This is a genomic window from Fulvivirga sp. AWR4_260, from assembly GCF_056158185.1.
In genome coordinates this window covers 1,022,863-1,048,509 of the sequence record NZ_JBSWSU010000001.1, presented here as the reverse complement: position 1 = coordinate 1,048,509, position 25,647 = coordinate 1,022,863, and the positions used below count along the sequence as shown (strand labels likewise).

The 25,647-nt window shown below is 35.0% G+C and carries 24 protein-coding genes; 9 read left to right on the top strand and 15 right to left on the bottom strand.

Features of this window, described 5'->3' with window-relative positions; genetic code table 11:
- Positions 1-15: 15 nt before the first annotated feature.
- The 4 genes from rnr to lipB are packed head-to-tail and all read right to left on the bottom strand — an operon-like array spanning position 16 to position 4,064.
- Positions 16-2,169, bottom strand: a complete 2,154-nt coding sequence (gene rnr, locus ACXACQ_RS04475) for a ribonuclease R (RefSeq protein ID WP_474974729.1) — start codon at positions 2,167-2,169, stop codon at positions 16-18.
- A 58-nt stretch (positions 2,170-2,227) separates the two neighbouring features.
- Positions 2,228-2,941, bottom strand: a complete 714-nt coding sequence (locus tag ACXACQ_RS04470) for a 3'-5' exonuclease (protein WP_474974728.1) — start codon at positions 2,939-2,941, stop codon at positions 2,228-2,230.
- On the bottom strand, positions 2,941-3,345 hold the full coding sequence (locus tag ACXACQ_RS04465) for a hypothetical protein (protein WP_474974727.1): 405 nt from the start codon (positions 3,343-3,345) through the stop codon (positions 2,941-2,943). The genes ACXACQ_RS04470 and ACXACQ_RS04465 overlap by 1 nt, the downstream gene beginning before the upstream one ends.
- On the bottom strand, positions 3,342-4,064 hold the full coding sequence (lipB, locus tag ACXACQ_RS04460; RefSeq protein ID WP_474974726.1) for a lipoyl(octanoyl) transferase LipB: 723 nt from the start codon (positions 4,062-4,064) through the stop codon (positions 3,342-3,344). Before lipB ends, ACXACQ_RS04465 begins: the two co-directional genes overlap by 4 nt.
- A gap of 37 nt (positions 4,065-4,101) precedes the next feature.
- Here lipB and ACXACQ_RS04455 point away from each other — a divergent pair, with 37 nt between their 5' ends.
- On the top strand, positions 4,102-4,449 hold the full coding sequence (locus ACXACQ_RS04455; protein ID WP_474974725.1) for a YraN family protein: 348 nt from the start codon (positions 4,102-4,104) through the stop codon (positions 4,447-4,449).
- Here ACXACQ_RS04455 and ACXACQ_RS04450 read toward each other — a convergent pair.
- The 10 genes from ACXACQ_RS04450 to ACXACQ_RS04405 all read right to left on the bottom strand — a co-directional run bounded on the left by ACXACQ_RS04450 (position 4,446) and on the right by ACXACQ_RS04405 (position 16,285).
- Positions 4,446-5,171 (bottom strand): sensor histidine kinase, encoded by a 726-nt coding sequence (locus ACXACQ_RS04450; RefSeq protein ID WP_474974724.1) that lies wholly within the window; start codon positions 5,169-5,171, stop codon positions 4,446-4,448. The two genes, ACXACQ_RS04455 and ACXACQ_RS04450, sit on opposite strands and share 4 nt — an antisense overlap.
- 231 nt (positions 5,172-5,402) lie before the next feature.
- Complete coding sequence (locus ACXACQ_RS04445) at positions 5,403-6,059, bottom strand: response regulator transcription factor (protein WP_474974723.1); 657 nt, start codon at positions 6,057-6,059, stop codon at positions 5,403-5,405.
- Positions 6,060-6,434 (bottom strand): response regulator, encoded by a 375-nt coding sequence (locus ACXACQ_RS04440; protein ID WP_474974722.1) that lies wholly within the window; start codon positions 6,432-6,434, stop codon positions 6,060-6,062. It lies immediately after the preceding gene.
- On the bottom strand, positions 6,427-8,754 hold the full coding sequence (locus tag ACXACQ_RS04435; RefSeq protein WP_474974721.1) for a PAS domain-containing sensor histidine kinase: 2,328 nt from the start codon (positions 8,752-8,754) through the stop codon (positions 6,427-6,429). The genes ACXACQ_RS04440 and ACXACQ_RS04435 overlap by 8 nt, the downstream gene beginning before the upstream one ends.
- On the bottom strand, positions 8,747-10,180 hold the full coding sequence (locus ACXACQ_RS04430) for a sensor histidine kinase (RefSeq protein WP_474974720.1): 1,434 nt from the start codon (positions 10,178-10,180) through the stop codon (positions 8,747-8,749). Before ACXACQ_RS04430 ends, ACXACQ_RS04435 begins: the two co-directional genes overlap by 8 nt.
- On the bottom strand, positions 10,177-10,596 hold the full coding sequence (locus ACXACQ_RS04425; RefSeq protein ID WP_474974719.1) for a response regulator: 420 nt from the start codon (positions 10,594-10,596) through the stop codon (positions 10,177-10,179). Before ACXACQ_RS04425 ends, ACXACQ_RS04430 begins: the two co-directional genes overlap by 4 nt.
- A 4-nt stretch (positions 10,597-10,600) precedes the next feature.
- A complete protein-coding gene (locus ACXACQ_RS04420) occupies positions 10,601-12,172 on the bottom strand; it encodes a sensor histidine kinase (protein ID WP_474974718.1) in 1,572 nt (523 codons plus the stop codon).
- A gap of 533 nt (positions 12,173-12,705) precedes the next feature.
- On the bottom strand, positions 12,706-13,533 hold the full coding sequence (locus tag ACXACQ_RS04415; protein WP_474974717.1) for a toxin-antitoxin system YwqK family antitoxin: 828 nt from the start codon (positions 13,531-13,533) through the stop codon (positions 12,706-12,708).
- A 215-nt stretch (positions 13,534-13,748) separates the two neighbouring features.
- On the bottom strand, positions 13,749-15,641 hold the full coding sequence (gene htpG / locus ACXACQ_RS04410; RefSeq protein ID WP_474974716.1) for a molecular chaperone HtpG: 1,893 nt from the start codon (positions 15,639-15,641) through the stop codon (positions 13,749-13,751).
- Positions 15,642-15,805: 164 nt separating this feature from the next.
- Positions 15,806-16,285: a DUF4293 domain-containing protein gene (locus ACXACQ_RS04405; RefSeq protein ID WP_474974715.1), complete on the bottom strand. Its 480-nt coding sequence runs from the start codon at positions 16,283-16,285 to the stop codon at positions 15,806-15,808.
- A gap of 97 nt (positions 16,286-16,382) precedes the next feature.
- Here ACXACQ_RS04405 and ACXACQ_RS04400 point away from each other — a divergent pair, with 97 nt between their 5' ends.
- The 5 genes from ACXACQ_RS04400 (at position 16,383) to ACXACQ_RS04380 (ending at position 20,889) form a co-directional block, all read left to right on the top strand.
- Positions 16,383-17,066 (top strand): HAD family hydrolase, encoded by a 684-nt coding sequence (locus tag ACXACQ_RS04400; protein WP_474974714.1) that lies wholly within the window; start codon positions 16,383-16,385, stop codon positions 17,064-17,066.
- Positions 17,063-17,809, top strand: coding sequence for a tRNA pseudouridine(38-40) synthase TruA (truA, locus tag ACXACQ_RS04395; protein WP_474974713.1), 747 nt, complete (start codon positions 17,063-17,065; stop codon positions 17,807-17,809). Before ACXACQ_RS04400 ends, truA begins: the two co-directional genes overlap by 4 nt.
- Before the next feature lie 63 nt (positions 17,810-17,872).
- Positions 17,873-19,585: an ABC transporter ATP-binding protein gene (locus ACXACQ_RS04390; protein ID WP_474974712.1), complete on the top strand. Its 1,713-nt coding sequence runs from the start codon at positions 17,873-17,875 to the stop codon at positions 19,583-19,585.
- Positions 19,586-19,639: 54 nt separating this feature from the next.
- On the top strand, positions 19,640-20,344 hold the full coding sequence (locus ACXACQ_RS04385; RefSeq protein ID WP_474974711.1) for a hypothetical protein: 705 nt from the start codon (positions 19,640-19,642) through the stop codon (positions 20,342-20,344).
- Positions 20,345-20,367: 23 nt separating this feature from the next.
- Positions 20,368-20,889: a hypothetical protein gene (locus tag ACXACQ_RS04380; protein WP_474974710.1), complete on the top strand. Its 522-nt coding sequence runs from the start codon at positions 20,368-20,370 to the stop codon at positions 20,887-20,889.
- Positions 20,890-20,891: 2 nt separating this feature from the next.
- Here the strand turns inward: ACXACQ_RS04380 and ACXACQ_RS04375 are convergent, their stop codons facing one another.
- Positions 20,892-22,676 carry an ABC transporter ATP-binding protein gene (locus ACXACQ_RS04375; protein WP_474974709.1) on the bottom strand — a complete coding sequence of 595 codons (1,785 nt, stop codon included), beginning with the start codon at positions 22,674-22,676 and terminating at the stop codon, positions 20,892-20,894.
- Positions 22,677-22,880: 204 nt separating this feature from the next.
- On the opposite strand from ACXACQ_RS04375, the gene ACXACQ_RS04370 reads away from it, so the two are divergent.
- The 3 genes from ACXACQ_RS04370 (at position 22,881) to ACXACQ_RS04360 (ending at position 25,626) form a co-directional block, all read left to right on the top strand.
- Positions 22,881-23,981, top strand: coding sequence for a Glu/Leu/Phe/Val family dehydrogenase (locus tag ACXACQ_RS04370; RefSeq protein ID WP_474974708.1), 1,101 nt, complete (start codon positions 22,881-22,883; stop codon positions 23,979-23,981).
- Between the two features lie 209 nt (positions 23,982-24,190).
- Entirely contained in the window at positions 24,191-25,300 is a 1,110-nt protein-coding gene (nusB, locus tag ACXACQ_RS04365) for a transcription antitermination factor NusB (protein WP_474974707.1), read from the top strand.
- An 11-nt stretch (positions 25,301-25,311) separates the two neighbouring features.
- On the top strand, positions 25,312-25,626 hold the full coding sequence (locus ACXACQ_RS04360; RefSeq protein ID WP_474974706.1) for a YtxH domain-containing protein: 315 nt from the start codon (positions 25,312-25,314) through the stop codon (positions 25,624-25,626).
- Positions 25,627-25,647: the final 21 nt, after the last annotated feature.

Below are 25,647 nucleotides of genomic sequence, written 5' to 3'. Positions count from 1 at the left end.
AAGCTAAATACAGAATTACTCTTCGACAAATATTAAATCAATAGTTCGTTTGTCAATATCTGTAGCCTTTACCTGCACTTTAACATCGTCACCAAGTGTATATATCTTTTTGTTGCTGTTACCTATTATTCTATAATTTTTGTCATCGTATTCATAGTAGTCATCTTTAAGGTCTACCAGCCTTACCATACCCTCACATTTTGTTTCTGTAATTTCTACAAAAATACCCCACTCTGTTACTCCTGAGATTATACCATCAAAAACTTTGTCTTCTACACTCTGCATAAACTCTACTTGCTTATACTTAATGGAAGCTCGTTCTGCATCGGCTGCTCTTTTTTCTCTTTCCGAAGAGTGTATACACTTCTCTTCATAATCATCCTTACTTACAGATTTACCCTTGTCAAGGTAATGCTGAAGTAAGCGGTGCACCATCATATCAGGATACCTTCTGATAGGCGATGTAAAGTGGGTATAATGATCAAAGGATAAACCAAAATGCCCGATAGCTTCTGTAGTGTATTTTGCTTTGGCCATGGCACGTATTGCAAGCTGTTGTAACACGTTTTCTTCAGGTTTACCTTCTATTTCGGACATAAGGCTGTTTAAAGACTTCGAAATTACATCTTCTTCGGTTTTTAAATTATGCCCAAATCTTTTTGCAAAAAGAGAGAAGGAACTGATTTTTTCAGGATCAGGGTAGTCATGCGTTCTATAAACAAAGGTATTTCTATCCTTACCTTTTTTCATGTCAAAAATATAGGTAGCTACGCGTTTGTTAGCCAAAAGCATAAACTCTTCTATGAGTTTATGAGCGTCTTTCCTGATTTTAGGAATAATACCTAAAGGTTTTCCTTTTTCATCTAGCTTAAATTTAACTTCGGTAGTTTCGAAATTAACGGCTCCATGCTTAAACCTGGCATCACGAATTTTCTTAGCCATGTGGTTGATAATTTGTAACTCACCGGCTAGGTCTCCAGCACCTGTTTCAATGCCCTCCTGTGCTTCTTCGTATGTAAATCTTCTGTCAGAATGGATTACGGTTCTACCAAACCATTCTTTTTTCATATTACCTTGCTCGTCTAACTCAAAAACAGCCGAGAAGGTCAGTTTATCTTCGTGTGGTCTTAGCGAACATAAACCATTGGAGAGCCTTTCGGGTAGCATAGGTATTGTCCTGTCCACCAAGTATACAGAAGTAGCCCTTTCGTAAGCTTCTTTTTCTAAGATGGTATCGGGTTGTACGTAATGCGTTACATCTGCAATGTGAATACCTATTTCATAATTACCATTGTCTAGTTTTTGAAATGACAATGCATCATCAAAATCTTTGGCATCTTCAGGGTCTATTGTAAATGTGAGAATGTCTCTGAAATCTTTTCTTTTCTCAATTTCCTGACGGCTTATTTTAGCGGGTATAGATTCTGCATCTTTTTCTACTGCTTTAGGAAATTCAAAAGGCAAATCAAACTCTGCCATAATGGAGTGAATTTCTGCATTATTTTCACCTGCTTTACCTAAAACCATGGCCACTTCCCCTTCTGGGTTTCTATCTTGTCCGGGCCACTGCTTTATTTTTACAATAACTTTATCGTTGTGCTTTGCTTTGTTGGTTTTATCTAAGGGCACAAAGATGTCTTGATGTATTTTTCTACTATCAGGTATTACAAAGGCAAAGCGTGGCGAAAATTCAATTTTACCAACGAATTGCTCTCTGGCTCTTTTGAGTATTTCTACCACTTTACCTTCCGGCCTTTTTGAGCCATAATTATTAGGATACAAGGCTACTGCTACAGTATCGCCATCCATGGCGAAATTCAAATCGCGACCCTTGATATAAATATCATCTTCTCCTTCAGGAGTTAATAAATAGGCAAATCTCGGGTTTACATGATCGATTTTACCAGTTAAGCTTTCCGCAACATGATTACTTTTATAACTGCCGTTACTTAGCTGGCTTATGCGGCCTTCTTTTTCTAATTGGTGAATTATGAAAGGGATTTCTCGGTTGTAATCCTTTCTTTTATATCCTAATTTTTTTGTAATCTGCTGTGTTGTGTATGCTTGGGTAAAATTCTTGTTTAATAAGCCTGCTATTTTAGCCTTTAGCCTATCTTGTATACCCTTACCTTTATTCTTTTTCTTTTTTTTATTCGTTCTTCTACTCATGATAATTAAATCCTCTTCTTGTCCACACTAGTATGTTAACAAGTGCTTCTTTTTTTAGTTAGTGATTTACTCGCTTCACTATAAAATCAGTTAATGGGATGCTCTTTAATTTTAAATATAGCTTGGCAGTAACCACTACATCCCGTAAGCAATACTCTGAGATTCTTTCCAAATCTCCTGTTTCATAATATACACTATTAACCTCACTTCCATTAATGTCTTGCTTACTTGATTCTATATTAAAAAGTGCGGCTAATAAATCTAAAGAGGTAAAATGCTTCCAATCTCCAAATTTCCATAAATCCATGGTATCAATATGTTTGATTTCCCATGGCTTTTTGCCTGATAGATTGAGGACCTCAGGCAGTAAAATGCTATTGATCAACATTCGTCTACTTATATAAGGAAAATCAAACTCTCTGCCGTTGTGGGCGCATAAGCAAAGTTTATCTGACCTAAATTTTTCTACAGTTTCCTTAAAAGCTTGTAGTACTTCAAATTCATTATCGTTTGAAAGTACCTTTGTTCTAAAAATAGGCTTTTCATCCTCTTCACTGAAAAAGCCCATTCCTATAGTTATTATTTTTCCAAATTCTGCGTAAATACCCGCTCTATTGACATATACTTCCTCATCCGTTACATCTTTACCAGCTTTTAAAAAAGATGCTTTTCTTCCCCATTGCTGTTTAAGGCGCTCATCTAAATCATCATAATATTCGCAGCCATTAACAGTTTCAATATCTATAAATAAAATATTTTTTAGCTCTGTCATTAAGAGTGTAGAATGCCTTTAGTTCCTAACTCCTTAATATATATAAGGTTTTCGTCTTTTATTGAATCTGGTAAGAAAATAAATTTTTTATCGTATACTTCTGTGCCTACATAAAAGCTAACCCAGTACTGATTATTTAAATGAAATACTTCAGGGCTTATTGGTTCTATTAGCGAGGTGCTTTTGGCGGCTACTGTTTCTAGAAAATGGCGAAGGGTAGATGTTTTCTGCTCTCTCCCATCTTTTTTACCATAGCCTTCAGAAGCTACTAAGGTATTTTCAATATCGTAGTTATTATTGTTTATAAGATGAACGCTCCATTCTTCTTGGTTCAGCTCATTTACCTTTTTTGCTATAGCTACAGTTACGTTTTTTACTTTAGGTTTCTTTATGTCCTCTTTCATAATCCAATTAACTCCATTTCAAAGAGCTCTGCTAGTTTATTAATTAGCACTTTTTTTACTGCTGATATATCTACAGCCTGCCCCAGTTCTTGTTGAAGAGAGGTAACTGCTTTATCATCAATACCGCAGGGCACAATATTATTAAAATAATTTAAATCGGTGTTTATGTTAAATGCAAAGCCGTGCATAGTAACCCACCGGCTGCTTTTAACTCCTATGGCGCATATTTTTCTAGGGTTAATCATATCTTCATGGCCTAGCCATACACCAGTTAATCCATCTACTCTGCCGGCAGAAAGGCCATATGCTGCTAAGGTTTGAATTACAGCCTCTTCTATAAACCTAAGATATTTATGGATATCGGTAAAAAAATTATCTAAATCTAAAATGGGGTATCCTACTATTTGCCCAGGCCCATGGTAGGTAATATCGCCTCCCCTATTTATTTTATAATAAGTGGCATGTTTCTTTTCCAGTTCAGCTTCATTCAACAACAAATGGCTTTCATCACCACTTTTACCCAAGGTATAAACATGTGGGTGCTCACATAAAATCAAGTGATTTTTGGTAACTACTTGCTGGTCTTCTTCAACTTTTCTGTTTTGAATTTTGGTGTTTACAATTTTATCAAAAAGCTCGGTTTGATAATCCCACGCTTCTTTATAATCTATTTCCCCTAAGTCGATTACTTCAACTTTTTTATTCAAAATGGTATTCACAATGCCTATATTTAATAAGCAAAGTTAGTTAATATTTATGAAGAGTAGTGCTAAAACCGGAGCGGAAGGTGAAAAGCTGGCGGCTGATTACCTTCAAACTAATGGATATTTAATACTCGAACGTAATTATAGGTACCGTAGGTCTGAGGTTGATATTATTGCTAAAAAATCTGATCTCTTGATTTTTGTTGAAGTTAAAACTAAGAGCTATGTAAACTTTGGATACCCAGAAGAAGCGGTAAATGAGGTGAAGGTTAAAAAAGTACTTGAAGCGGCAGATAATTATACTTATGTACATTCGTGGCAAAAAGATATTAGGTTTGATATTATAGCCATAAATGCATCTACGGGTCAAATTAAGCATTTTATAGATGCTTTTTACTAGTTGTTTTTCACCATATCAGGTAGTGTTAATATAAAATTAGTGCCTACTCCCTTAGATGAAATGGCATTTACTTTTCCATTAATTTTATTTAAAGCTTCTTTTACCAGAAAAAGGCCTAGGCCTGAGCCTCGTGATGACTCTGAAGACCTATAAAACATTTTATAAATATCATTAATGCTGTCTTTGGGAATACCTTCACCATTATCACAAATTTCAATTAGTGCTATTCCATTTTCCACCTTAATTTCTATATCAATAAACTTTTCGGTTTTTCGCCTATCCTGATAACAAAAGGCATTTTCTAATATATGTTGAAGGATGATTTTTACCCTTACTCTATCAGAATAAAATACTTCGTTATCATTTATCCGATGGTTGACTTTAATGTTGTACTTATCTATGGTTTCTTTATGGGTGATGAGTATCTGCTCTATGATATGAGAAAAATTAATCTTATCGGGAATAATTTCAGAGCGAGCATTTAACATATAATCTTCCATGGCTTTAAGAAAATGATCCATTCTTATGGCACTCTCATGAATTAGTTTCAGGCATTCACCGGTGGCGTTGTCCAAAGAAGATTTTTCAGCTAAGTGAATAAGCCCTTTAATAGACGTTAATGGGCCTTTTAGGTCATGAGAACAACTATAAACAAACCTGTCCAGAAGGGCATTGACTTCTGTAAGCTCTTGATTTTCTTTATTTCCATTTACCGTTTCCATAATCCTCCTTTAACTTATTAATAAAAATACTAGTTGGCGGAGTGATATTAATTGGGGTAATTACTGAAAATATAAAATGGCAATTATCCTTAGAACTAAAGAAATAATACAAATGGACTCCCTGATAATGAAGGCTATAGCTTTACCTTAAATTAAAATAGGGCCTAAATCAAAGATTATACTGAAAGCAATAGGTAAAACCCTGAAAAAAACTCTCAGGGTTTTGGGTGATTAAAGTTCTATAATATTATTCTTGATGGCGTACTTCACCAGCTCAGCTGTATTTTTTAAATTGAGTTTAGACAGTATGTTTGTCTTGTGCGTTTCAACAGTTTTTATGCTTATAAAGAGTGTGTCAGCTACTTCTTTGTTAGATTTTCCCAATGCGACCTGCTCTAATACTTCCATTTCCCTTTTAGATAAGTCGTTATTTTTTTTAACAGGTTTTTTGTTGGTAGACTCTTGCTCGTAGAAATTTTCAAATACAATTTCCATTATGGATGGGCTGAAGTGTTTCTCTCCGGCATTCACTTTTTTTATTGCATCTACTAAGTCTTCTTTGGTTACATCTTTTGGCAAATATCCGTTTATGCCCACCTTGGCTCCAAGTGAAATGAAATCTTTGCTAACTTCACTGGATAGTAGAATTACTTTAATCTCCGGGTTTTGCTCTTTTATCCATCTTGTGGCTTCTATGCCCGTCATTCCCTTCATCATTATATCCATAAGTATAATGTCTGGCTCTACTTCTTGTGCCAGATTGATAGCTTCCTCTCCACTGTCTGCTTTACCTACAACTTTAACCAATTCAATGTTTTCAAGAAGGCTGGCTATGCCCTCTCGCATTAATGTGTGATCATCTACTAGCAAAATTTTTATTGGGGTCATTTACTCATGTTTGTTTAATAAAATGTCAATCGCTTCTAATAGTTCATCAGCAGAACAAGGTTTTTTCAAATATTTATCAGCGTTTAGTGTTCTTGCTTTAGAAATATTCTCTTTCGCTGCCTGGGCAGACAGTACCACTATTGGAATATGTTTGTGCTTGTCTATAGATTTTAATTTTTCTATTAATTGAAATCCATCCATTTCAGGCATTAGTATATCGGTGATGATGAGGTCTGGGTTCTGGGTTGCTATTTGGCGCATGCCATCAAAGGCATCGTTAGCTGTTAAAACTTCATAACCCTCCATTTTTAATACATCAGAAATCTCTTCTAAAAGAGGTATGGTGTCATCTATGATTAAGATCTTATTACTCATAAGTAGGAATTTCAATTTTAATTGTAGTTCCAGCACCAAGAGCACTGTCTATTTCTATAGACCCTTTCTGAATATCCACCGCTTTTTTTACTATAGAAAGCCCTAAACCTGTACCTTGAATAGCTAATACTTTATTTGATCTGTGAAAAGGTTCAAAGATTTTATCTTGATCCTCCTGATCCATGCCTAAACCCCAGTCCCTCACGGTTATTGTTAAAACATTGCTTTTGTATAAAACATCTAATAAAACCTTGTCTTGTCCTGGTGAAAATTTAATAGCATTAGTAAGTAAGTTAATAATAATGTTTCGTAATAACTTTTCATCAACAATAATTTCATCTTTTTCTGAAACCACTGAGACTAAAATATCATGCGTATTTAAGTTACTTTCTTGAACTTCGTCTGCTAGCTTATCGCAAAATTCATTAAGTGTTATTAAAATAGGATTGAGCTTGATGTTTCCTGATTCACTCTTACCAATTAATAAGACGTCATCGAGTAAAAAAGTCATATGCTTTACCTGCTCTTCTACTTTTTTGAGCTTTGCCTTAATTTCTTCTTCGCTTAGTTTTTCTAAGTACTTATGAATATAGTTCGTAGCAAATGTGATAGTAGAGAGCGGAGTCCTAAACTCGTGAGATGCCATAGACACAAACTTTGATTTTAGGGTTACTAGTTCCTTTTCTTTGGTAAGTGCTTCTTTTAGTTCTTTTGTTCGTTCGGCTACCTTATACTCCAACCGCTCTCGGTATTCGATTAATTCGGTTATATCCTGACCAACACCTAATAAACCAACAATATCATTTTTAATATTTCTTCTTGTGGTGGCATTGAAAAGCATGGTTACTACCTTGCCTGTTCGTGTGTATATTGGCAACTCGTAGTTTGTTACCGGATTTCCTCTAAATGCAGTTTTTAACAAATTAGTTACAGCCACTTTATAACCATCTAGAATAAACTCATCTATTAATTTTTTTCCAAATACCTCTTCTTTGGAGTAGCCTGTAAGTTTGGCAGTAACTTGGTTCCATTCATTAATTTTACCATCCCAATCTAAACCAAAAATGGGCGCATTGGCAGTATCAATGAGTGTAGTTAACTCTCTGGCTACTGTACTTACTCTGTCTTCATACACTTTTTGTTCGGTGATATCTGACATTGAAACTACTACCCCCACTTGGCCATTAGGTTGTGGGTAAGGCTCGGAACTGATGGATAACCAGGTTAGATCCCCGTTTTTTCTTAATCCTACCAATATTTGAGAACACCGCTGCCCCGTATTAATAGTTATCTGAGGTGGAAATTTTTCTGGAGACAATGGTGTCATGTCTGGTTGAATGAAATCCAGTTTATGATGTAACTCAGACAATTCGTGGATATGACTTTTAGGTATACCCAGTATTTTGGAGGCGCTTTTATTAATATTTACTATTTCGCCATCTTGGTCATATAATATTACTCCTTCAGCAATGGATTCTATTACGCTCTGATATCGCGATTCACTCTCCATTAATAAGTCATAGGCTAACTTCTGTTCGGTAATATCGCGTGTTGTAGTGACAATAGAGTTTATTTCATCGCCATCATAAATGGGTTCGGCAATGGTTTCCATATAGGCCACCGATCCTTCTTTGCGTTTAATTCTATAGGTTAGCCTTACCGGTAGTGATCTTTTGCCTCGTGCGTAGGTATTCCATATTTGCTCGTTTACTAGCTCTTTATCCTCGGGTATAACTAAGTGTAGCGGATCTAGCTGCATGAGCTCTTCATGAGAGTAGCCACTTAATTTTCTGGCAGATGGGCTTACCCATATGTAACTTCCATCAGGTTTATGCAAGCAGACTAAGTCATGAATGTTCTCTGCAAGTAGTTTAAACTCCTTTTGCTGCTGATGAAGACTTTGCTGAGCTATTATTTTATCGGTTTTGTTCTGGACTTCATTCAATTCTCTTTCAATAGCTGGAATTAAACGTGCCAAATTATCCTTGATTAAATAATCATTGGCGCCACATCTCATGGCTTGTACTGCATCTCCATCTTTTATGGTTCCGCTAACTATTATAAAAGGAATAGTGTGGTTTAAAGACCTTGTTAACTTAAGGGCGGTTAGGGCATCTAGAGTTGGTAATTTATTATCACTTAATATAATATCAATATCCTTATTATTGAGTGCATTTTTTAACTCCTCTCTGTTTTCAATTCTCTGGCTATTAACGTTATAACCACTTCTTGTTATTTTATCAATTATTAATTCGTAATCATCTTCTGAGTCTTCGATTACTAATAAACTAATGTTCTTTTTAGTTTCCTTATTAATCATTCCAATCGGGTATTTGGATTTTAAATTTACTACCTACATTCACTTTGCTTTCACATGTTACATGGCCTTGCATTTTATCAAGGGCATTTCTTACAATATATAATCCTAGACCGGATCCATGTGAAGAAAGGTTGGCTCTATAGAACATTTTGAAAATATGTGGTAGAAATTTATCGGGGATACCTTCTCCATTATCGATGATATTAATGAGGTTGATATTATTGTTTTTGATAGCGTCTATTTCAACAATGCTTTCGCTGCCTGGCTTTTTGTATTTAATGGCATTCTCTAGCAAATTCTGCATTACTGATTTTAATAGCCTCTGATCGGTGCGTACTTCTAATGTGCCATCTATTTTAAGAATTACCTTCGCATCTTTATAACCATCATTGTATTTGAGGCCATCTATTACTTCCATAATTAATTCTGAAAGGAATATTTTCTCTGGGTTAATTTGACCTTGTTTGATTCTGGTAATGTTCAATAGTTCGTCTAAGGTATTTCTTAGTTTATCGGTACTATTTTCCATCATGTACATGAGGCTTTTGACATCATTTAAATTGGCAAAGTCATTAAGCCCAATGTTTATAAGCCCCTTAATGGAAGCTACAGGTCCTTTTAAATCATGAGAAATCCTATACATTAATGTTTCTAGTTCATTGTTTATCCTAATTAGGTTTTCTTTAACCTTTTTCTGCTCTGTTACCTTTTTAGCAATAATTGAAATACCGTTTTCGGTTGGGTAAATACTCCCCTCGAAAAACTCTTTTTGCTCGTAATCAAAGGAAATGTCTTGTGATTTTTTTTCAAGAATTACATTTTCAAATTTATCATCAAGACCTAATTCCAGCCATTTAGGGAATATAGAAAAAATATTCTTCCCTAACACCCGCTCTTTGGGTAGAAATTCTTTCGTAGCGTAATCATTCCAATCCAAAATACGGTATGATTTGTTTAGTGCTATGAACACATCCTGAATACTGCCTGAAAGAAATTGGTACATTTTCAGACTCTGGTTAAGAGCAAGCTCAACCTCCAAACGCTTAAAGTGCTTTTGATGTTCTCTTAATTCACGTTCTATGGCAGGAATTAATCGATTTAGGTTATGTTTAAGAATATAGTCATTAGCGCCTGCACGCATAGCTTCCACAGCAGCCTCTTCTCCAATAGTACCACTCACTATCAAGAAGGGAATGTGAAGGTCTCTACTGCGAGTTATCTTTAATGCCTTGGGAGCATTAAAAGTAGGCAGAGAATTATCGCTAATAATTACGTCCCAGTCTTTGTCTAGTGCAAGTATTAATTCGCTTTCTGTTTCTATTCTTTCGGATATTACTTTATATCCGGCTTTTTTGATTTTTAAAAGCACCAATTCGTAGTCATCTTCCGAATCTTCAATGATTAATATGCGAATTCTATGACTCATTTATAATTAGGGTTGGGCCTGTTTAAAGCAAGCCAATACATTCCTAGATCACCAATGGCTTCTTCAAATTTTTCTTTACTTAATGGTTTTTTAATGCAGCTATTAGCACCAATGATATAGCTATTGTCAATATCATTTTCGTTTTCTGCAGATGTTAATATCACCACCGGTGCTGCTCTAATGAGCTGATTAGATTTTATGGTTTGTAGTATTTCTAGACCCGATACTTTTGTAACACTCAGGTCTAGCAAAATTAAAGCAGGTAAAATATCTCCGAATTCTTCTATCTGTGCCATAGCTTCTTCTCCATCTCGGGCAAATACTAGCGGGTTAGTAATGTTCTTATCACTTAAAGTATTTTTAATAAGTGTTATTTCATCTTCATTACTGCCAATTACAAATATTACATTTTTCATAGCCTTAACTTAAAGTGAAATAAAATTTGGTCCATTTATTTATGAGGCTGTCAGCCCATATATTGCCACCATGCTTGTTGATAATTCTCCTTACAGTTGCTAATCCTATGCCTGTACCTTCAAACTGTTTTTCGCTATGCAGTCTTTGAAATGCTCCGAATAATTTTCCTGCATAGTTAGTGTCAAAACCCACACCATTATCTTCTATGATATAAGTTGCTTTACCATTTATCTTTTTTGATTTTAATGATATAATGGCCAGCTCTTCATTACGAGAGTATTTAGCGCCATTTTCTAATAAATTTTGTAATACAATATTTAATAATCCTGGATCAGCTCTATCTTCTAACTGCGGTTCTATGTCAAATTGAGCTCTGGGGTATGTTTCTTTCAATACAGCACATATGTTTTCTGCAGCACGCGATATGTTTACTTGCTGCATGTTCATTTCACTTTTGGTGATTCGGGCCAATGAAAGTAGGTCATCTATCAATTTGCTCATTTTTGAGGTAGAATTGATGATTCTTTCTAGGTAATGAAGTCCACTCTCATCCAAAGTATTTTCGAAATCTTCTTTTAAAGCATAACTAAAACCCTGAATACTCCTCAGTGGTGACCTTAGGTCGTGAGATACTGAGTAACTAAAAGCTTCAAGCTCTTTATTAGTGGCTTCTAATAGGGCAGTTCGGTCCTTTACAAGCTGCTGAATTCTTCTCTCTTCTTCTTTTCTTTTAGTTATTTCCTGAATATGACTTATAAAGTATAAAGGAGCACCTTTGCTACTTTTAATGGTAGACACATTAAGCTGTGCCCAAAACACTTCGCCATCTTTTCTAACATACCTTTTATCTAGTTGGTAGGTGTTAATAGTACCATCTAATATGTCTTCAACAAGATTAAGGTCCTCTCCTAAATCGTCAGCATGGGTGAGATCTTGAAAATTAGTTGCTAGCATTTCTCTTGTAGTGTAGCCAAAGATTTTAATTAAGGCATGATTTACTTTTACCCAGTTGCCTTTTAAATCTAATATTCCGATACCTACGGGAGAGTAATCAATGGCGGAGCGAAACCTTTCTTCACTTTCTTTAATGGCTTGTTCTTTTAGTTTATCCTGAGTGATGTCACTACATAAACCTATAAGCCTTATGGCCTTTCTATCTTTATACCTTATAGCACCTTTTATTCTGATAAATTTTTTAATACCGTCAGCAGTGGTGATCTGAATTTCATCTCTAAATTTTTTTTTATCGATGGGCGCGGATGCGGTGAGTTCTAAAATTTTAGTTTTATCCGAAGGATGAACTCGGTCTAAAAGGTCGGCAATAAAAAAGCCTTTAGTTGATGCTTTTAGACCAAACAATTTAATCACCTGATTATCTAATAAAACAGAGCCTTCTATTATATTCCAATGCCAGATACCTGTTTCACTTGACTCTAAAGCTAGCTCCAGAATTTCTTTTTTTTCTTCATTTTCTAAGTCATTCAATGAAGATGGATTGGTATGAAACAGCGCAAGGCCGAAAGTGACGGTTAGGGTAAGTAGTAGTTCAATGTTTTGAGTAGTGAATATTAACATTGATGTTTTATAGGCGAAAATGAGCATCGATGTTATAGCTATTGCTACCACAGCAAGTGAACATTGAATAACAAATGTTTGATTGTTACTCTTAAGGCATTTTACAATACATGAAAGGTTTTTCTTAAATAGAGAGGATGATAAATGGTATATATCAATTAGCAGATTAAATACGGATATAGTTACTGTTAACAGCAAAAAAGTTGTTTTGACATTTTTTCGTTTTATATTCATCATATTTCACTGCTCCTCTTGTCACATGTGCTTCTTGCTTATTTTAACATGTAATCTCCAGATGTTGAGAGTACTTAAGGTCTGAGCTTAAAAGTATTTATATCTCAATAATGGATATATAAGAAAATATACAAAATTTTATCATTATATCTTCATAAACAGGTATTTAGCAGGGCTGCTGTGTAAGTTTATGATAAAGATTTATGCAATGTGAAAAAGAAAAGGCTCAAGTATCAGCTATTTGCAAATACTTGAGCCTTCTAGGTTAAAATATGATATGTAATATTAATGAATGCCTTTTACCTTTGTTCGTAAACTACTTTACCCCTACGATCCCACTCCTTATAAATATATGGCCTTTCTGCACCTTCAAATGGTTGTTTAGGGTATCTGATAATCTTTTTCCTTCTTCCGCTAGAATAGTACTCTATCCAATCTCCCACGCGCTGATCCCATTTGAATTCTCCTTTTACGGCTACTTTACCTGTTTTATGAAAGTAATAGTAGTCTCCATCTTTTTCTCCATATGCTATAGGGATGATTTCTTTAATTTCCTTCGTTTTAGCGTTGTAGTAACTTACCATTGACTCTTTAGGCCAACCTTTGTAATATTTTTGTTTATCTACCAGCAAGTCGTTTTTGTCATACTGTGTCCAGCGGCCATGTTTCATTCCTTTATAAAAAATGCCACTTTCCAAAACCTGGCCACCAAGCATTTTCTTATAAGGACCGTGTAATATAGCACCATGCACCTGATCTACCTTACCTCCATGCCTTATAGAGCCTCTTCTATAATCTAACCAATAGATATCAGTTACATATGGATCAGTTTCTATTGGCTCTTTTAAAACATGAAAAAGCTCTACTTTTTTTCGGTCTCCAAAACCTTCTTGAGTAAATCTTTTCTTCGTTTTTATCTCATAAAAGACATTTTTCTTTCTTTTTTTCTTTTTAGGTTCCACATAGTCGTCTTCCTCTTCCTCATCTTCTTTGTCTAGATCTAAGGTAATAGGAGTATCTATGGTAAACATCTTGTCGGTACTTTCAGGGTCTACTACCTGAGCATAGCCGGCATTAGAAATGGCAAGTAATGAAAAAGCGGTTAGGTATTTAAAAAGGTTGTTCATAATCTGTTGAAACGGTTACATTTCCCTTTTATTTTTCTCTGGTAATAAGTTTTTAAGCTTAAAAGTTCCAAATTTATTAGCTCAGATAAAAATGACGTAGCAATTTAATGAGTTAAAGACTAATTAGGGCAAATTTATTTGCTGTATAATAAAAAAGTTGCACCAGAGAGTATATTCTCCAATGCAACTTTGGTGTTATTTTGCCAATTAGGAAATTACTCTCCTACAAGCTCCACACTTCTTTTAATGAAGTTAGTAAGATCTTTACCTGTAAGCATATTTTGTGAAAGCATGGCTAAGTCATAAGCTTGTTTTGCAAATGTCTCTTTTTTATCCTCGCTTTCAGCTTTTAATATTTTACCTACAATGCTGTGATTAGCATTAATAGTTAAATCAAACTGATCTGGCATGTTGCCCATCATTGCGTACTGGCCGCCACCACTTTTGGCCATGTCTTTCATTCTTCGCATAAACTCTGACATGGTTATGGTAACAGGCATTTCTTCAGGAGATAGTGACTCTACCTTAATATTCATGCTAGTATTATTAACTGCCTTAGTGAATATTTCCTTTACCTGATCTTCTTCTTCTTTGCTTAATACGCTTTCTATTTTCTCATCTTTATCGATGATTTTATCAATAGTTTCAGCATCCACTCTTTTCAGTTGAGTGTTTTCAAGCTTTTGCTCTAAGAAATTAACATAGTGACTGTCAATAACTGTGTCTAAAAGCAATACATCATATGCTTTGTTTCTAGCGGCTTGTATGTAGGTGTCTTGTTTGCCAGGCTCAGTGGTATACAAATAGATAAGGTTGTTGTCTTTATCTTTTTGGTTAGCCTCCACTTTGTTTTTATACTCCTCGAAAGTGTAGAACTCCCCTTCCGTATTTTTGAACAATGCAAAGTCTTTAGCCTTGTCGTAGAATTTATCTTCGCTTAGCATTCCATATTTTACAAACATGCCAATGCTATCCCACTTTTCTTCGTAAGATTTTCTTTCTTTTTTGAATAGCTCGTCAAGTTTGTCAGCAACCTTTTTGGTAATGTGGTTATTGATTTTTTTAACATTACTATCTGACTGTAAGTAGCTTCTAGATACGTTTAATGGAATATCTGGAGAGTCAATTACACCGTGTAATAACATCAAAAATTCTGGAACTACATCTTTTACCTCATCAGTAATGAATACCTGCCTTGAGTATAACTGGATTTTATTCTTTTGAACTTCGAAATCCTGCTTTACTTTAGGGAAATAAAGAATACCCGTTAGGTTAAATGGATAATCCACATTCAGGTGAATCCAGAATAGTGGGTCTTCAGACATAGGATAAAGCTCCTTGTAGAAGTTTAAGTAATCTTCATCTTTAAGCTCTGAAGGAGTACGAGTCCATAAAGGCTCAGTATCATTAATGAAACGGTCTTTAGTAACCGACTTGTATTTTGGTTTTCCCTCTTCGTCAGTACCATCTTCTTCTTGCTCAGTGGTAGTTCCGAATTTGATAGGAATAGGTAAAAACTTGCAATACTTATCTAAAATTGATTTTAGTTTCCATTCATCTAAAAACTCTTCAGAGTCATCAGCCACATGCAAGATAATATCTGTACCTCTGTCTGCTTTTTCTGCAGCAGTAATTTCAAATTCTGTAGATCCATCACATATCCAACGAGCAGGCTCTGCTCCTTCTTTGTACGATTTTGTAATGATTTCTACTTCCTTAGCCACCATAAAGGCAGAGTAAAACCCTAAACCGAATTTACCGATGATGTCTTTAACATCAGCTCTGTCTTTAAATTTCTCAACAAATTCTGTAGCTCCTGAGAAAGCAATTTGGTTGATGTATTTCTTAATTTCTTCCTCAGTCATACCAATACCTTTATCGCTAATGGTAATGGTCTTTTTGTCTTTGTCAAAACTAACTTCTACAGTAGTGTCACCTATTTCTTCACTGATGTCACCCAATGAAGATAAGCGTTTTAACTTTTGAGTAGCATCTACAGCATTTGAAACCAACTCTCTTAGAAAAATCTCGTGATCTGAGTATAAGAACTTCTTAATAATCGGAAAGATATTTTCCGTGTGAATTGAAATAGTGCCTTTTTCTGCCATTATTATATGCTTTAATGTATTGAAATTAATTCAAGTATATAATTCGCCCTTTTTCAAATTCTATTCCACCTTGTTTATTGTGACATATTGACAGAAAATATGACATAAAAAAAGCCGAACAAAAGTTCGGCCTTGGCATATTTCTCATTCTTAGAACGAGCTAGTTATCTTATTCTGTCTACAGAGCGAACAAGCTTTTCATCTTTGCGAATAAACCTATTTGCTAATACATTGCAGATCATGGCTCCAACAGGTAAATAAATACCAATGGCATAAGCTCCTTCTGCCGCTAAATTATGGTCTGCTATTATCTGTTTAGAGAACCAAAAACCTAAGCCCAAAGTAACTGTCATTAAAATGGAGTTAAGAAAGCCCAATTTCATTTGAGTAAGCCTACTTTTAAATTTAAATATTTCTATAATACCTACTATGGCTGCACCTATGGCGGCTACAGCAATTAGAGTATAGGGGAAAAATATTTTTGTACCTTCAGCTGCACCATTTTGAGCTAGTAGGTAAAAGGAAGTTAACATAAATTTATCATCAACCCCAGGCTGAGTATAAACCCACATAGGGAAAATGAGAGTTAATAGCATGAGTATAACTACTAGTGATAGAAATACAGTTTGAATTCTTTGTAACATATGGCTATTGGCTTAAATTGCAGCTGCAAATTAAATCAAACCACACGTTTTAAAAAAAATAATAATCAGAGAAAGTCCTCTCTGGGTTTAAATCTTTATGGAAATTGATGTTGTTGGTTTTGACGCAGATGACACACTCTGGGTTAACGAAAACTACTTTAGAGAAGCGGAGAGCCGTTTTGCCGATTTTTTTAAAAATCATTATGCTTTAGATTTTATAGAGGAAACTTTATATGAGACCGAAATCCAAAATTTAGCGTTATATGGCTATGGAATAAAAGGATTTACGCTGTCTATGATAGAAGCAGCCAATAAAATTACAGGAGGTAATGTACCCAGTGAGATCATAAGTGAGCTGGTACAAATAGGGAAAGAGATGCTCGATAAACCTGTGGTGCTTTTGGATAATGTTAAAGAAATATTAGAAACCCTAAAACCTAAATATAGATTAATATTAGTGACAAAGGGTGATCTACTGGATCAGCATAGAAAACTAAAAAAATCTGGTTTAGAGTCTTACTTTCATCATATTGAAGTAATGAATGAAAAGAAGCCAGAAGATTATCAAAAGCTAGTAAAGCATTTAGATCTCAATCCTGCTCAATTTATAATGATAGGTAATAGTTTGAAATCTGATGTAATGCCTGTTTTGGAGATCGGAAGCCAGGCCATTTATGTGCCTTATGAAATTACCTGGCAGCATGAGCATGTAGAGGAAGAGCTATTAGTGGACAGCTACATAAAAGTCCCGAAACTGCACGATATACTTAAATATTTATGATAAGGTATTTTTTTGAGGTTGCCTATCATGGAAAAAAATACCATGGTTGGCAAAGGCAACCAAATGCTATTACTGTACAGCAAGTGTTAGAAGAAACCTTGTCTACTTTATTGAGGTCAGAAATAAGCATCATGGGCAGTGGAAGAACAGATACTGGCGTGCACTGTGCTCAGCAATTTTTTCATATCGATTGTGAAGAAATTCGAGATATTGAAAAACTTAAATACCGGTTAAATGGCTTTTTACCACCAGACATCAGTATCGCTGATATATTCGCTGTTACTAATGACACTCATGCCAGGTTTACAGCTACTTCTAGGAGTTACGAATATAGAATTATCCAAAAAAAGAGCCCTTTTTTAAATGGTTTGGTCTATTACTATACAAAGGACCTAAATGTAACAACCATGAACGAGGCTGCTTCGTTCTTAATTGGAGAGAAAGATTTTGAAGCGTTTAGCAAAGTAAAGACTGATGTTAATACTTTCTTCTGCAACATTACAAATGCCAAATGGGAAGAGGTTAACGATGGACTTATATTTCATGTAACTGCAAACAGGTTTTTACGTGGTATGGTTAGGGCGCTAGTAGGCACTTTGCTAAATGTAGGTGAAGGGAAAGTTGCTGTGGAAGATTTCAATAAAATAATAGAAAGTAAAGATCGTAAAAAGGCGGGTGCCTCTGCACCGGCAGAAGGCTTGTTTTTAACAAGAGTAGAATATCCAAAAGAAATTTATTTATAGCCATTGGAAAAAGATAAAATAAATAGCGGGAGCATAGTTGATTTTAAGGTTTTGAAAAGGCTCATGCGTTTTCTTAAGCCTTATAGTGGGCGGTTTATATTTTTAATAGTTTTAACGGTTGCGTTAGGGGTATTAGCTCCATTAATGCCACTATTAATACAAAAAACATTAGATAGTTATGTGGCTATTGGAGATTACAATGGCCTCTTAATTATGGTATGCATACTGGTCGGAATCTTGGTTCTTCAGGCCATAGTTCAGTATGCACATACTTACTTATCTGGCTGGTTGGGCCAATATGTTATCAGAGATATACGTATTCAGCTTTATGAACACTTGGTTAAATTAAGACTTAAGTTTTTTGACCAAACCCCAATAGGTAGGTTAGTTACTCGTACTATTTCTGATGTTGAAACTTTGGCCGATGTTTTTAGTCAAGGTTTAGCTGCCATGATGGGTGATTTACTTCAGCTAATTTTTATTCTCATCATCATGTTTTGGAGTGATTGGCGTTTGTCTTTAATCAGTTTATCTACTCTGCCTATATTGTTAGGTTGTACATATGTGTTTAAAGAGAAAATTAAAGTGGCATTTAATGATGTGAGAAATGCTGTAGCTAACCTCAATTCTTTTGTGCAAGAGCATATAACGGGCATGAGCATTGTTCAAATTTTCGGAAGTGAAGAAAGAGAATATCAAAAGTTTAAGGAAATAAATGAAGAGCACAAAAAGGCTAACTTAAAATCTGTGCTTTATTATTCTATTTACTTTCCTGTGGCAGAAATAATTAGTGCGGCAGGTATAGGTTTATTGGTTTGGTATGGAGGAAAAGGCGTGATAGATGAAAATTTAACCGGTATTACTATAGGTAAGCTTATTGCTTTTATCATGTATATTCAAATGTTCTTCAGACCCATACGTATGATTGCTGATAGGTTCAACACCTTGCAGTTAGGCATCGTAAGTTCTTCCAGAATTATGAACCTTTTAGATAATGACGAATTTATTTCTAATCAGGGAGAAAAGAAAGCAGACAGTATTTCAGGAAAGGTGAGCTTTAAAAATGTATGGTTCGCATATAATGATGAAGAATACGTACTTAAAGATATTAATATAGAAGTGGAGCCAGGGCAAACCATTGCCCTAGTGGGAGCCACTGGCGCAGGAAAATCATCAGTAATCAATCTCTTGAATAGATTTTATGATATTAGAAAGGGTACCATTGCTGTTGATAACATCAATATTAATGATTATGACTTACAAAGTTTAAGAAGGCAGATAGGTGTTGTTTTACAAGATGTGTTCTTATTCAGCGACACTATAATGCATAATATTACCCTTGGTAACTCTGATATTTCAGAGAAGGAAGTAACAGCTGCGGCAGATTTGGTGGGTGCAAGAAAATTTATTGAGCGACTGCCCGGAGGTCTAATGTATAATGTTATGGAGCGTGGCTCTACGCTATCAGTAGGACAAAGGCAGCTAATTTCTTTTGTAAGAACTATGGTCTATAATCCAAAAATTTTGGTTTTGGATGAGGCTACTTCATCAGTAGATACGGAAACTGAAGAAATGATTCAATCGGCTATAGATAAAATGATGGCAGACAGAACTTCGATTGTAATTGCCCACAGGTTATCCACAATTCAAAAGGCAGATAAGATTATTGTACTTGATAAGGGGGAAATAAAAGAAGTAGGCACGCATGAGGAGTTACTTTCAAAAGATGGGTATTACACTCAACTCCATAAAATGCAGTATAAAGAATTTGTTTAATGGGCATAGTTCATAAATTCCGACATTCGTATTAAAATGTGGAAATTCTGATTTATGTATTTGAAGGCCATTCTTTTAGTCTTAACTACGACTCTATTTTTTAATAACTTTCAGTGTAATAGCCAAAGCTTTAAAAAGCATGGTTTCCGAAATAAGTATGGCAGGTCAGCCAATAGAAAGGGCAAGGTGACTTGCCCTATTTTTGAAGACAATAAATACCCGTATCATGGTTTAGGCTTTAAAGTTGGAGACCCTTTTGCTCTTACATATAAGTTTTATCCAAACAAACGGTTAGCCTTCGTTTTAGATGCAGGCTTTCCCGCTAGCGGCTTATACAGCCATTACTATAAAGATCATTTTTTTGAATATGCTGAGTTCCCAGAAGAGGAGCGATCAAACCTGCATTATATTACTCACCATGTGAAATATAACTACATGGGCGATTTCAAAATGCTATATCAGCAGCCAATGGATTTTTTGTCTAAGGGGTTGTTTTTGTATGCTGGCCCGGGGTGGCAGGCAAGAAAAACAAAAATCCAATATGAGTATCTATTCGAAATGGACATTAATCAGAATGAGATTGGTACCTTTGACACAGAAAAGATGGTTATGGGGGTTACAGGCACATTTGGAATAGAATATGCTTATTTTGATATTCCCATATCGGTGTTTTTAGAAACAGCTCTTTTTTGCGATTTGACCGAAAACTCGGGTGATACAAAACTGCAAGGTGGGGCTGGTATCAGGTATGTTTTTTGATTCATTAATATTTATTGTTGCAGATGGTTAAGAAAATTGCTCCTATTGTTATTATTATTTTATTACTAGCGGCATTCTTTTTTTATAAACTAGGTGGAGGAGAGCCTCTTCAATATACACTAAAGCCATCCCAGAAACTGATAGTGGCAGGGGCTGATTTTACAGGAAAGTATAATAGCAGTAAAGCTGAAAAGCTGTTTTTTCAAGCCAAGAATGCAGCTGATGCTGACAGCGGCCTTAACCTGACAGTTATCAATTATTTTTACCCCGAATTAAAAGACTCTGTAGTTCAGTTTATAGGAGTTTCTTCTTCTGAAAAACCAATGATGAAAAGTATCTACTTTTCAGAAGAGAGAACATTTGATACTGCAGATTTTGTATTTGTAGAGATCAAAGCTCACAACTTTGTAATGCCTAAACCTGAGGAAGTAAGAAATGGTGCAGAGCAATTTGCTAAGGAAAAAGGAGTGAAATTAGAGCCAATTTCAATAGAGATTTACAAAGGGGAAAGACAATTAGATATCTATTTCCCCATTAGTAAATGATTTTAGATGTTTTCTTCGGCTACGGTCTGTTTCTCAAAAAGCTCTTTGTAAGTGCCGTTTAGTTTCATTAGGCTATCGTGAGTGCCTTCTTCAACCATTTCGCCATCGTTGAGCACAATAATTTTGTCTGCAAGCTTGGCAGATGATACCCTGTGAGAGATAACTATTGAAGTCCTTCCTTTCATAATCTTTTTCATACTATTTAAAATAGTATTTTCAGTTTTGGTATCTACTGCAGATAATGAATCGTCAAGCATCAAAATTTTAGGATCTCGTGATATTGCTCTAGCTATAGAAACACGTTGTTTTTGACCTCCACTCAGTGCAATACCTCTCTCTCCTACCCTGGTTTCAAAGCCTTTAGGGAAAGCAATTATATTCTCATAAACATCAGCCTCTTTAGCAGCATTTATTACTCTTTCTTCCGATGCGTTTGTAGCCCCAAAAGCAATGTTATTATATATAGTATCACTGAACAAGAATACATCTTGCGGCACATAGCCAATTTGGCTGCGTAAGCTTGTTAAATTATACTTTTTGATGTCTTCATGATCAACAGTGATTTCGCCATCTGTGGTATCATAAAGTCTACTTAGCAAATTAGCAATAGTACTTTTTCCTGAACCCGTTGTTCCAATTATAGCAAGCGATTCTCCTGGTTTTATTTCAAATGAAATGTTTTTAAGTGCTTTGATGCCACTATCGGGATACACGAATGAAACGTTCTTAAAAGAAATTAATCCATCAATTTCTTTATGCATATCTTCAGTGCTAAGAATGTCATTCTTAGTTTTTAAGAATTCATTTATTCTTTTTTGAGATGCTGCCGCTCTTTGAATTAAACTACTAATCCAACCCAGTGAAGCTACGGGCCAGGTTAATAAGTTTACATACATTATAAATTCGGCAATGTTACCAAATGTTAATGAACCATTAATTACCTCTACACTGCCTATATAAATGGTTAAAACTGTGCTTAGCCCTATTAGCCCTAAAATTAGTGGGAAGAAAAGAGACTGAACTTTAGTAAGTCTTAATGAACGATCTTTGTATTCGTTACTTTTATCTGTAAAATTTTTAACAGAATCCTGCTCTCTGGTAAATGACTTTAATACCCTTATTCCTGAAAATGCTTCCTGAGCAAAAGTGGATAACCCAGATTGGCTTATTTGAATTTCTTCGCTCCTCTGGTTAATGATATTATTCACATAATAGATACTGATCGATAATATTGGCAAAGGAATCAAAGCATATAACGTCAGTGTTGCGTTAATCGAAAACATGTATGGAATAAGTATTATAAACAATGTGAAAAGGTTAACACCATACATTATTGATGGACCAATGTACATTCTTACTTTACTTACATCCTCAGAAATTCTGTTCATTAAATCTCCAGTATTGTTTCTTCGGTAGAAGCTTAATGGTAATGACTGGTAGTGGGCATAAATCTCGTTTTTTAAATCATATTCGATTAACCGAGACATAGCAATAATGGTTTGACGAACAAAAAACAGAAATACACCTCTTAGTAAAGCTAATATTAATATGAGAGCACCATAGATTAATATGCTACTGGCAAAAATAGAATAGAAATTATTTTGCAGCTCCAGTCCATCTAATGATTTATAGATGGAGATGTTTTCAGTAATCAAGTTGATAGCATACCGTACTACCTGAGCAGGGATAATCTGAAAAATAATTGAAAGTATAATAAACACAAAGCCAAGCAATAAATGGTATTTGTATTTTAATAAATACTTGTTAAGATAACTTAATTCTTTCATGAAGTGACCTGAAAAATGTATTGGTATGTGGTTTAACTAATGAGTACTAACGGCATTATTAGTAAGGTAGTTGTGTAGAATTTTCAGGGTTTTAACCTATTGTTAAAAATTCAAAAAAAACTCTACTTTTGCGCGACCTCATTTATAAGAGTAACCCTCTTTAAGTAGGTCAAATCTACAATAAACTAATTATTTAACATTATTATGATGGAAATAAATGAACTGGAACAAGTGAATGGTGCCGTCTTTGGCGGAGTTCAGAGTTTAGGACATGAGCAGGTGGTATTTTGTTATGATGAGCCTACGGGACTAAAAGCCATAATTGCGATTCATAATACTATACTTGGACCAGCATTGGGTGGAACGAGGATGTGGAATTACGCTTCAGAAAAAGAGGCGCTGACAGATGTATTGAGACTTTCCAGAGGGATGACTTACAAAAATGCCATTACTGGCTTAAACTTAGGCGGTGGAAAGGCTGTAATAATTGGTGATGCTTCTCACATGAAGACAGAAGCATTTTTGAGACGCTTCGGAAAATTTGTAAACAGCTTAGGTGGTAAGTATGTGACAGCCGAAGACGTAAACATGAAAACTAGAGATATGGAGTACATAGGAATGGAAACGTCTTATGTTACAGGTTTGCCCGAAACTATGGGTGGTGGAGGTGATCCTTCTCCTGTTACTGCATATGGTACTTATATGGGTATGAAGGCTTCTGCCAAAAAAGTATATGGTAGCGATAGCTTAACCGGTAAAAAGATCGGTGTGCAAGGTGTTGGCCAGGTAGGAATGTATTTAGTAGAGCATTTGACTAAAGAAAATGCCGAGGTATATATCACAGATATTAATGATGATAAATTGGCAAAAGTGTCAGCGGCTACTGGTGCTAAGGTGGTAGGAATGGACGAAATATATGATTTAGACTTAGATATTTATGCTCCTTGTGCTTTGGGTGCTACGCTTAATGACAATACCATTGGTAGATTAAAATGTGCAATAGTAGCCGGTGCTGCTAACAATCAGCTTGCCGAAGAGAAAAAGCATGGAGAACTATTAATGACAAAAGGTATTACTTACGCTCCTGATTTTCTTATCAATGCAGGTGGTGTAGTAAACGTGTATGAAGAGTACATGGGCAACTACAATCGCGAAAGAGCTTATGCTACTGCCGAAAATATATATCAAACATGTTTTGACATCCTAAACAGCGCAGAAAACGACAAAATTTCTACGCATCAGGCCGCAATTCAAATGGCTGAAAAAAGGATTGCAGATATTGGAAAAGTGAAGTTGCCACGATAAGCAATTATTGCTAATTTTGCAGCATGGTAAAAGGCTGTCTCAAAGGTCAGAGGTAAAAGATTTAAAATTTAAATAACCTTTTTCACTATAAAACATTAATTTATAGTAAAACCAAAGACTTTGGAGACAGCCTTATTTTTTTAATTAAAAAAGAATAGCTTCTTTTCATTGCTAAGATGCTCAATAGACGAACATTACGTATAAAAACTATGCAGACCATATTTGCTTTTAGGCAAAGTAGGGACGCTAATTATGGTATTGCATTGGAGTATATAGACGAAAGTTTTGCTCCTGACCTGAACTCTATGGAAGTACAGGATAAAGCATTGTTAAATGCGCAGAAGGCTGAGGCCAAAGAAATCTTTGTTAAAAACTACAGAGATAGATACTTCTCTTCTAATGGAGGCTCTGTAGAAAAAATTAATGAAGTAGTAGAGGCTGCTATTAAGAGTTACTATTCTGATATCGAAAAAGACTACCAGTTTTTTAAGAAAAACATGGTGGTGGAAGCGGAAAAGATATTAGATAGATATATCTCTATCCTTAACTTATTAATTGAGTTTTCTACGCTTGCTGAGCAGGATAAACGCGTTAATCATGGCAATTTTGTTAAAAATTTGTTAACAAAGTCGTTAAAGTTTAACAAGTCTCTTGAAAATATTAGCTTGAGGAGAAATATCAATTGGGATGATTTTCAGGATGAAGCTAGGCACTGGTTTAAGGAGATAGTAAAGACTGATCCTGAGTACCAAGCTTACTTGAAAAAACAAGAGCCAACATTTGAAGAAGATAAGGCTATTGTGTCTCACGTTCTTAAAAATATAATTTTCAAGAATGACATCATTGATAAGTTTATGGAAGAGCAAGAACTTAATTGGGTGGAAGACAGATCCATTATTAAAAGCCTTGCTACTAAAACTATAAAATCTATCCCTGAAGAAGAAGGTGTAGAATTTGAATTACAAGAGTTGTCTTACAACTGGGAAGACGACAAATCGTTCTTTATATCGCTGTTTGAAGATACTATTAAAGTAGAGGCCGAGTACGAAGAGTTAATAGCTAAAAAAACTAAAAACTGGGACATAGAGCGAATAGCAACCACCGATAAAATAATTTTGGAGATGGCTATTTGCGAAATGATCAATTTTCCGAGTATACCAGTAAAAGTAACTATTAATGAATATATTGAAGTTGCCAAGCGTTATAGCACTCCAAAAAGTAAAACATTTATTAATGGAGTATTAGACGTAATCGCTAACGATTTACAAGCAACTGGCGTTATAAAGAAAAGTGGACGAGGATTAATCGATAATAAATAAATGCATTAATTATGAGTAAGAATTCAGGAAACTCCCTATTGGCCTTTTTATTTGGTGCTACTGCCGGGGCTGCTATAGGTATTTTATATGCTCCAGATAAAGGTTCTAACACCAGAGATAAGCTCACTTATAGATTAGATAAGTATAAAAAAATGCTTGAAGAGCTTGTAGAAGATTTAGTATCTGAAAAAGAAGGCAATTTTAACGAAGCCAAAAGCCATGGTCAAAAAGTGGTTGACGATGCTAAAGAAAAAGCAGAAAGGCTTCTAGAAGATGTGGATGAGTTAATCAGCCATATTAAGAACGGTGAAAAGAAAAGTAACTAAATTTTTATAAACGATAAGTTA

Bases quoted from the DNA above. Each gene is read 5' to 3' on its own strand.
- ACXACQ_RS04385 (WP_474974711.1), top strand. From the start codon at position 19,640: ATGTATTTGAAGGCCATTCTTTTAGTCTTAACTACGACTCTATTTTTT.
- ACXACQ_RS04440 (WP_474974722.1), bottom strand. From the start codon at position 6,434: ATGAGTAATAAGATCTTAATCATAGATGACACCATACCTCTTTTAGAA.
- ACXACQ_RS04465 (WP_474974727.1), bottom strand. From the start codon at position 3,345: ATGAAAGAGGACATAAAGAAACCTAAAGTAAAAAACGTAACTGTAGCT.
- ACXACQ_RS04435 (WP_474974721.1), bottom strand. From the start codon at position 8,754: ATGATTAATAAGGAAACTAAAAAGAACATTAGTTTATTAGTAATCGAA.
- ACXACQ_RS04420 (WP_474974718.1), bottom strand. From the start codon at position 12,172: ATGTTAATATTCACTACTCAAAACATTGAACTACTACTTACCCTAACC.
- ACXACQ_RS04450 (WP_474974724.1), bottom strand. From the start codon at position 5,171: ATGGAAACGGTAAATGGAAATAAAGAAAATCAAGAGCTTACAGAAGTC.
- truA (WP_474974713.1), top strand. From the start codon at position 17,063: ATGATAAGGTATTTTTTTGAGGTTGCCTATCATGGAAAAAAATACCAT.
- ACXACQ_RS04405 (WP_474974715.1), bottom strand. From the start codon at position 16,285: ATGTTACAAAGAATTCAAACTGTATTTCTATCACTAGTAGTTATACTC.
- ACXACQ_RS04455 (WP_474974725.1), top strand. From the start codon at position 4,102: ATGAAGAGTAGTGCTAAAACCGGAGCGGAAGGTGAAAAGCTGGCGGCT.
- htpG (WP_474974716.1), bottom strand. From the start codon at position 15,641: ATGGCAGAAAAAGGCACTATTTCAATTCACACGGAAAATATCTTTCCG.
- ACXACQ_RS04380 (WP_474974710.1), top strand. From the start codon at position 20,368: ATGGTTAAGAAAATTGCTCCTATTGTTATTATTATTTTATTACTAGCG.
- ACXACQ_RS04360 (WP_474974706.1), top strand. From the start codon at position 25,312: ATGAGTAAGAATTCAGGAAACTCCCTATTGGCCTTTTTATTTGGTGCT.
- ACXACQ_RS04445 (WP_474974723.1), bottom strand. From the start codon at position 6,059: ATGACCCCAATAAAAATTTTGCTAGTAGATGATCACACATTAATGCGA.
- ACXACQ_RS04375 (WP_474974709.1), bottom strand. From the start codon at position 22,676: ATGAAAGAATTAAGTTATCTTAACAAGTATTTATTAAAATACAAATAC.
- ACXACQ_RS04430 (WP_474974720.1), bottom strand. From the start codon at position 10,180: ATGAGTCATAGAATTCGCATATTAATCATTGAAGATTCGGAAGATGAC.
- ACXACQ_RS04470 (WP_474974728.1), bottom strand. From the start codon at position 2,941: ATGACAGAGCTAAAAAATATTTTATTTATAGATATTGAAACTGTTAAT.
- rnr (WP_474974729.1), bottom strand. From the start codon at position 2,169: ATGAGTAGAAGAACGAATAAAAAAAAGAAAAAGAATAAAGGTAAGGGT.
- ACXACQ_RS04415 (WP_474974717.1), bottom strand. From the start codon at position 13,533: ATGAACAACCTTTTTAAATACCTAACCGCTTTTTCATTACTTGCCATT.
- nusB (WP_474974707.1), top strand. From the start codon at position 24,191: ATGCAGACCATATTTGCTTTTAGGCAAAGTAGGGACGCTAATTATGGT.
- ACXACQ_RS04400 (WP_474974714.1), top strand. From the start codon at position 16,383: ATGGAAATTGATGTTGTTGGTTTTGACGCAGATGACACACTCTGGGTT.
- ACXACQ_RS04370 (WP_474974708.1), top strand. From the start codon at position 22,881: ATGATGGAAATAAATGAACTGGAACAAGTGAATGGTGCCGTCTTTGGC.
- ACXACQ_RS04425 (WP_474974719.1), bottom strand. From the start codon at position 10,596: ATGAAAAATGTAATATTTGTAATTGGCAGTAATGAAGATGAAATAACA.
- ACXACQ_RS04390 (WP_474974712.1), top strand. From the start codon at position 17,873: ATGCGTTTTCTTAAGCCTTATAGTGGGCGGTTTATATTTTTAATAGTT.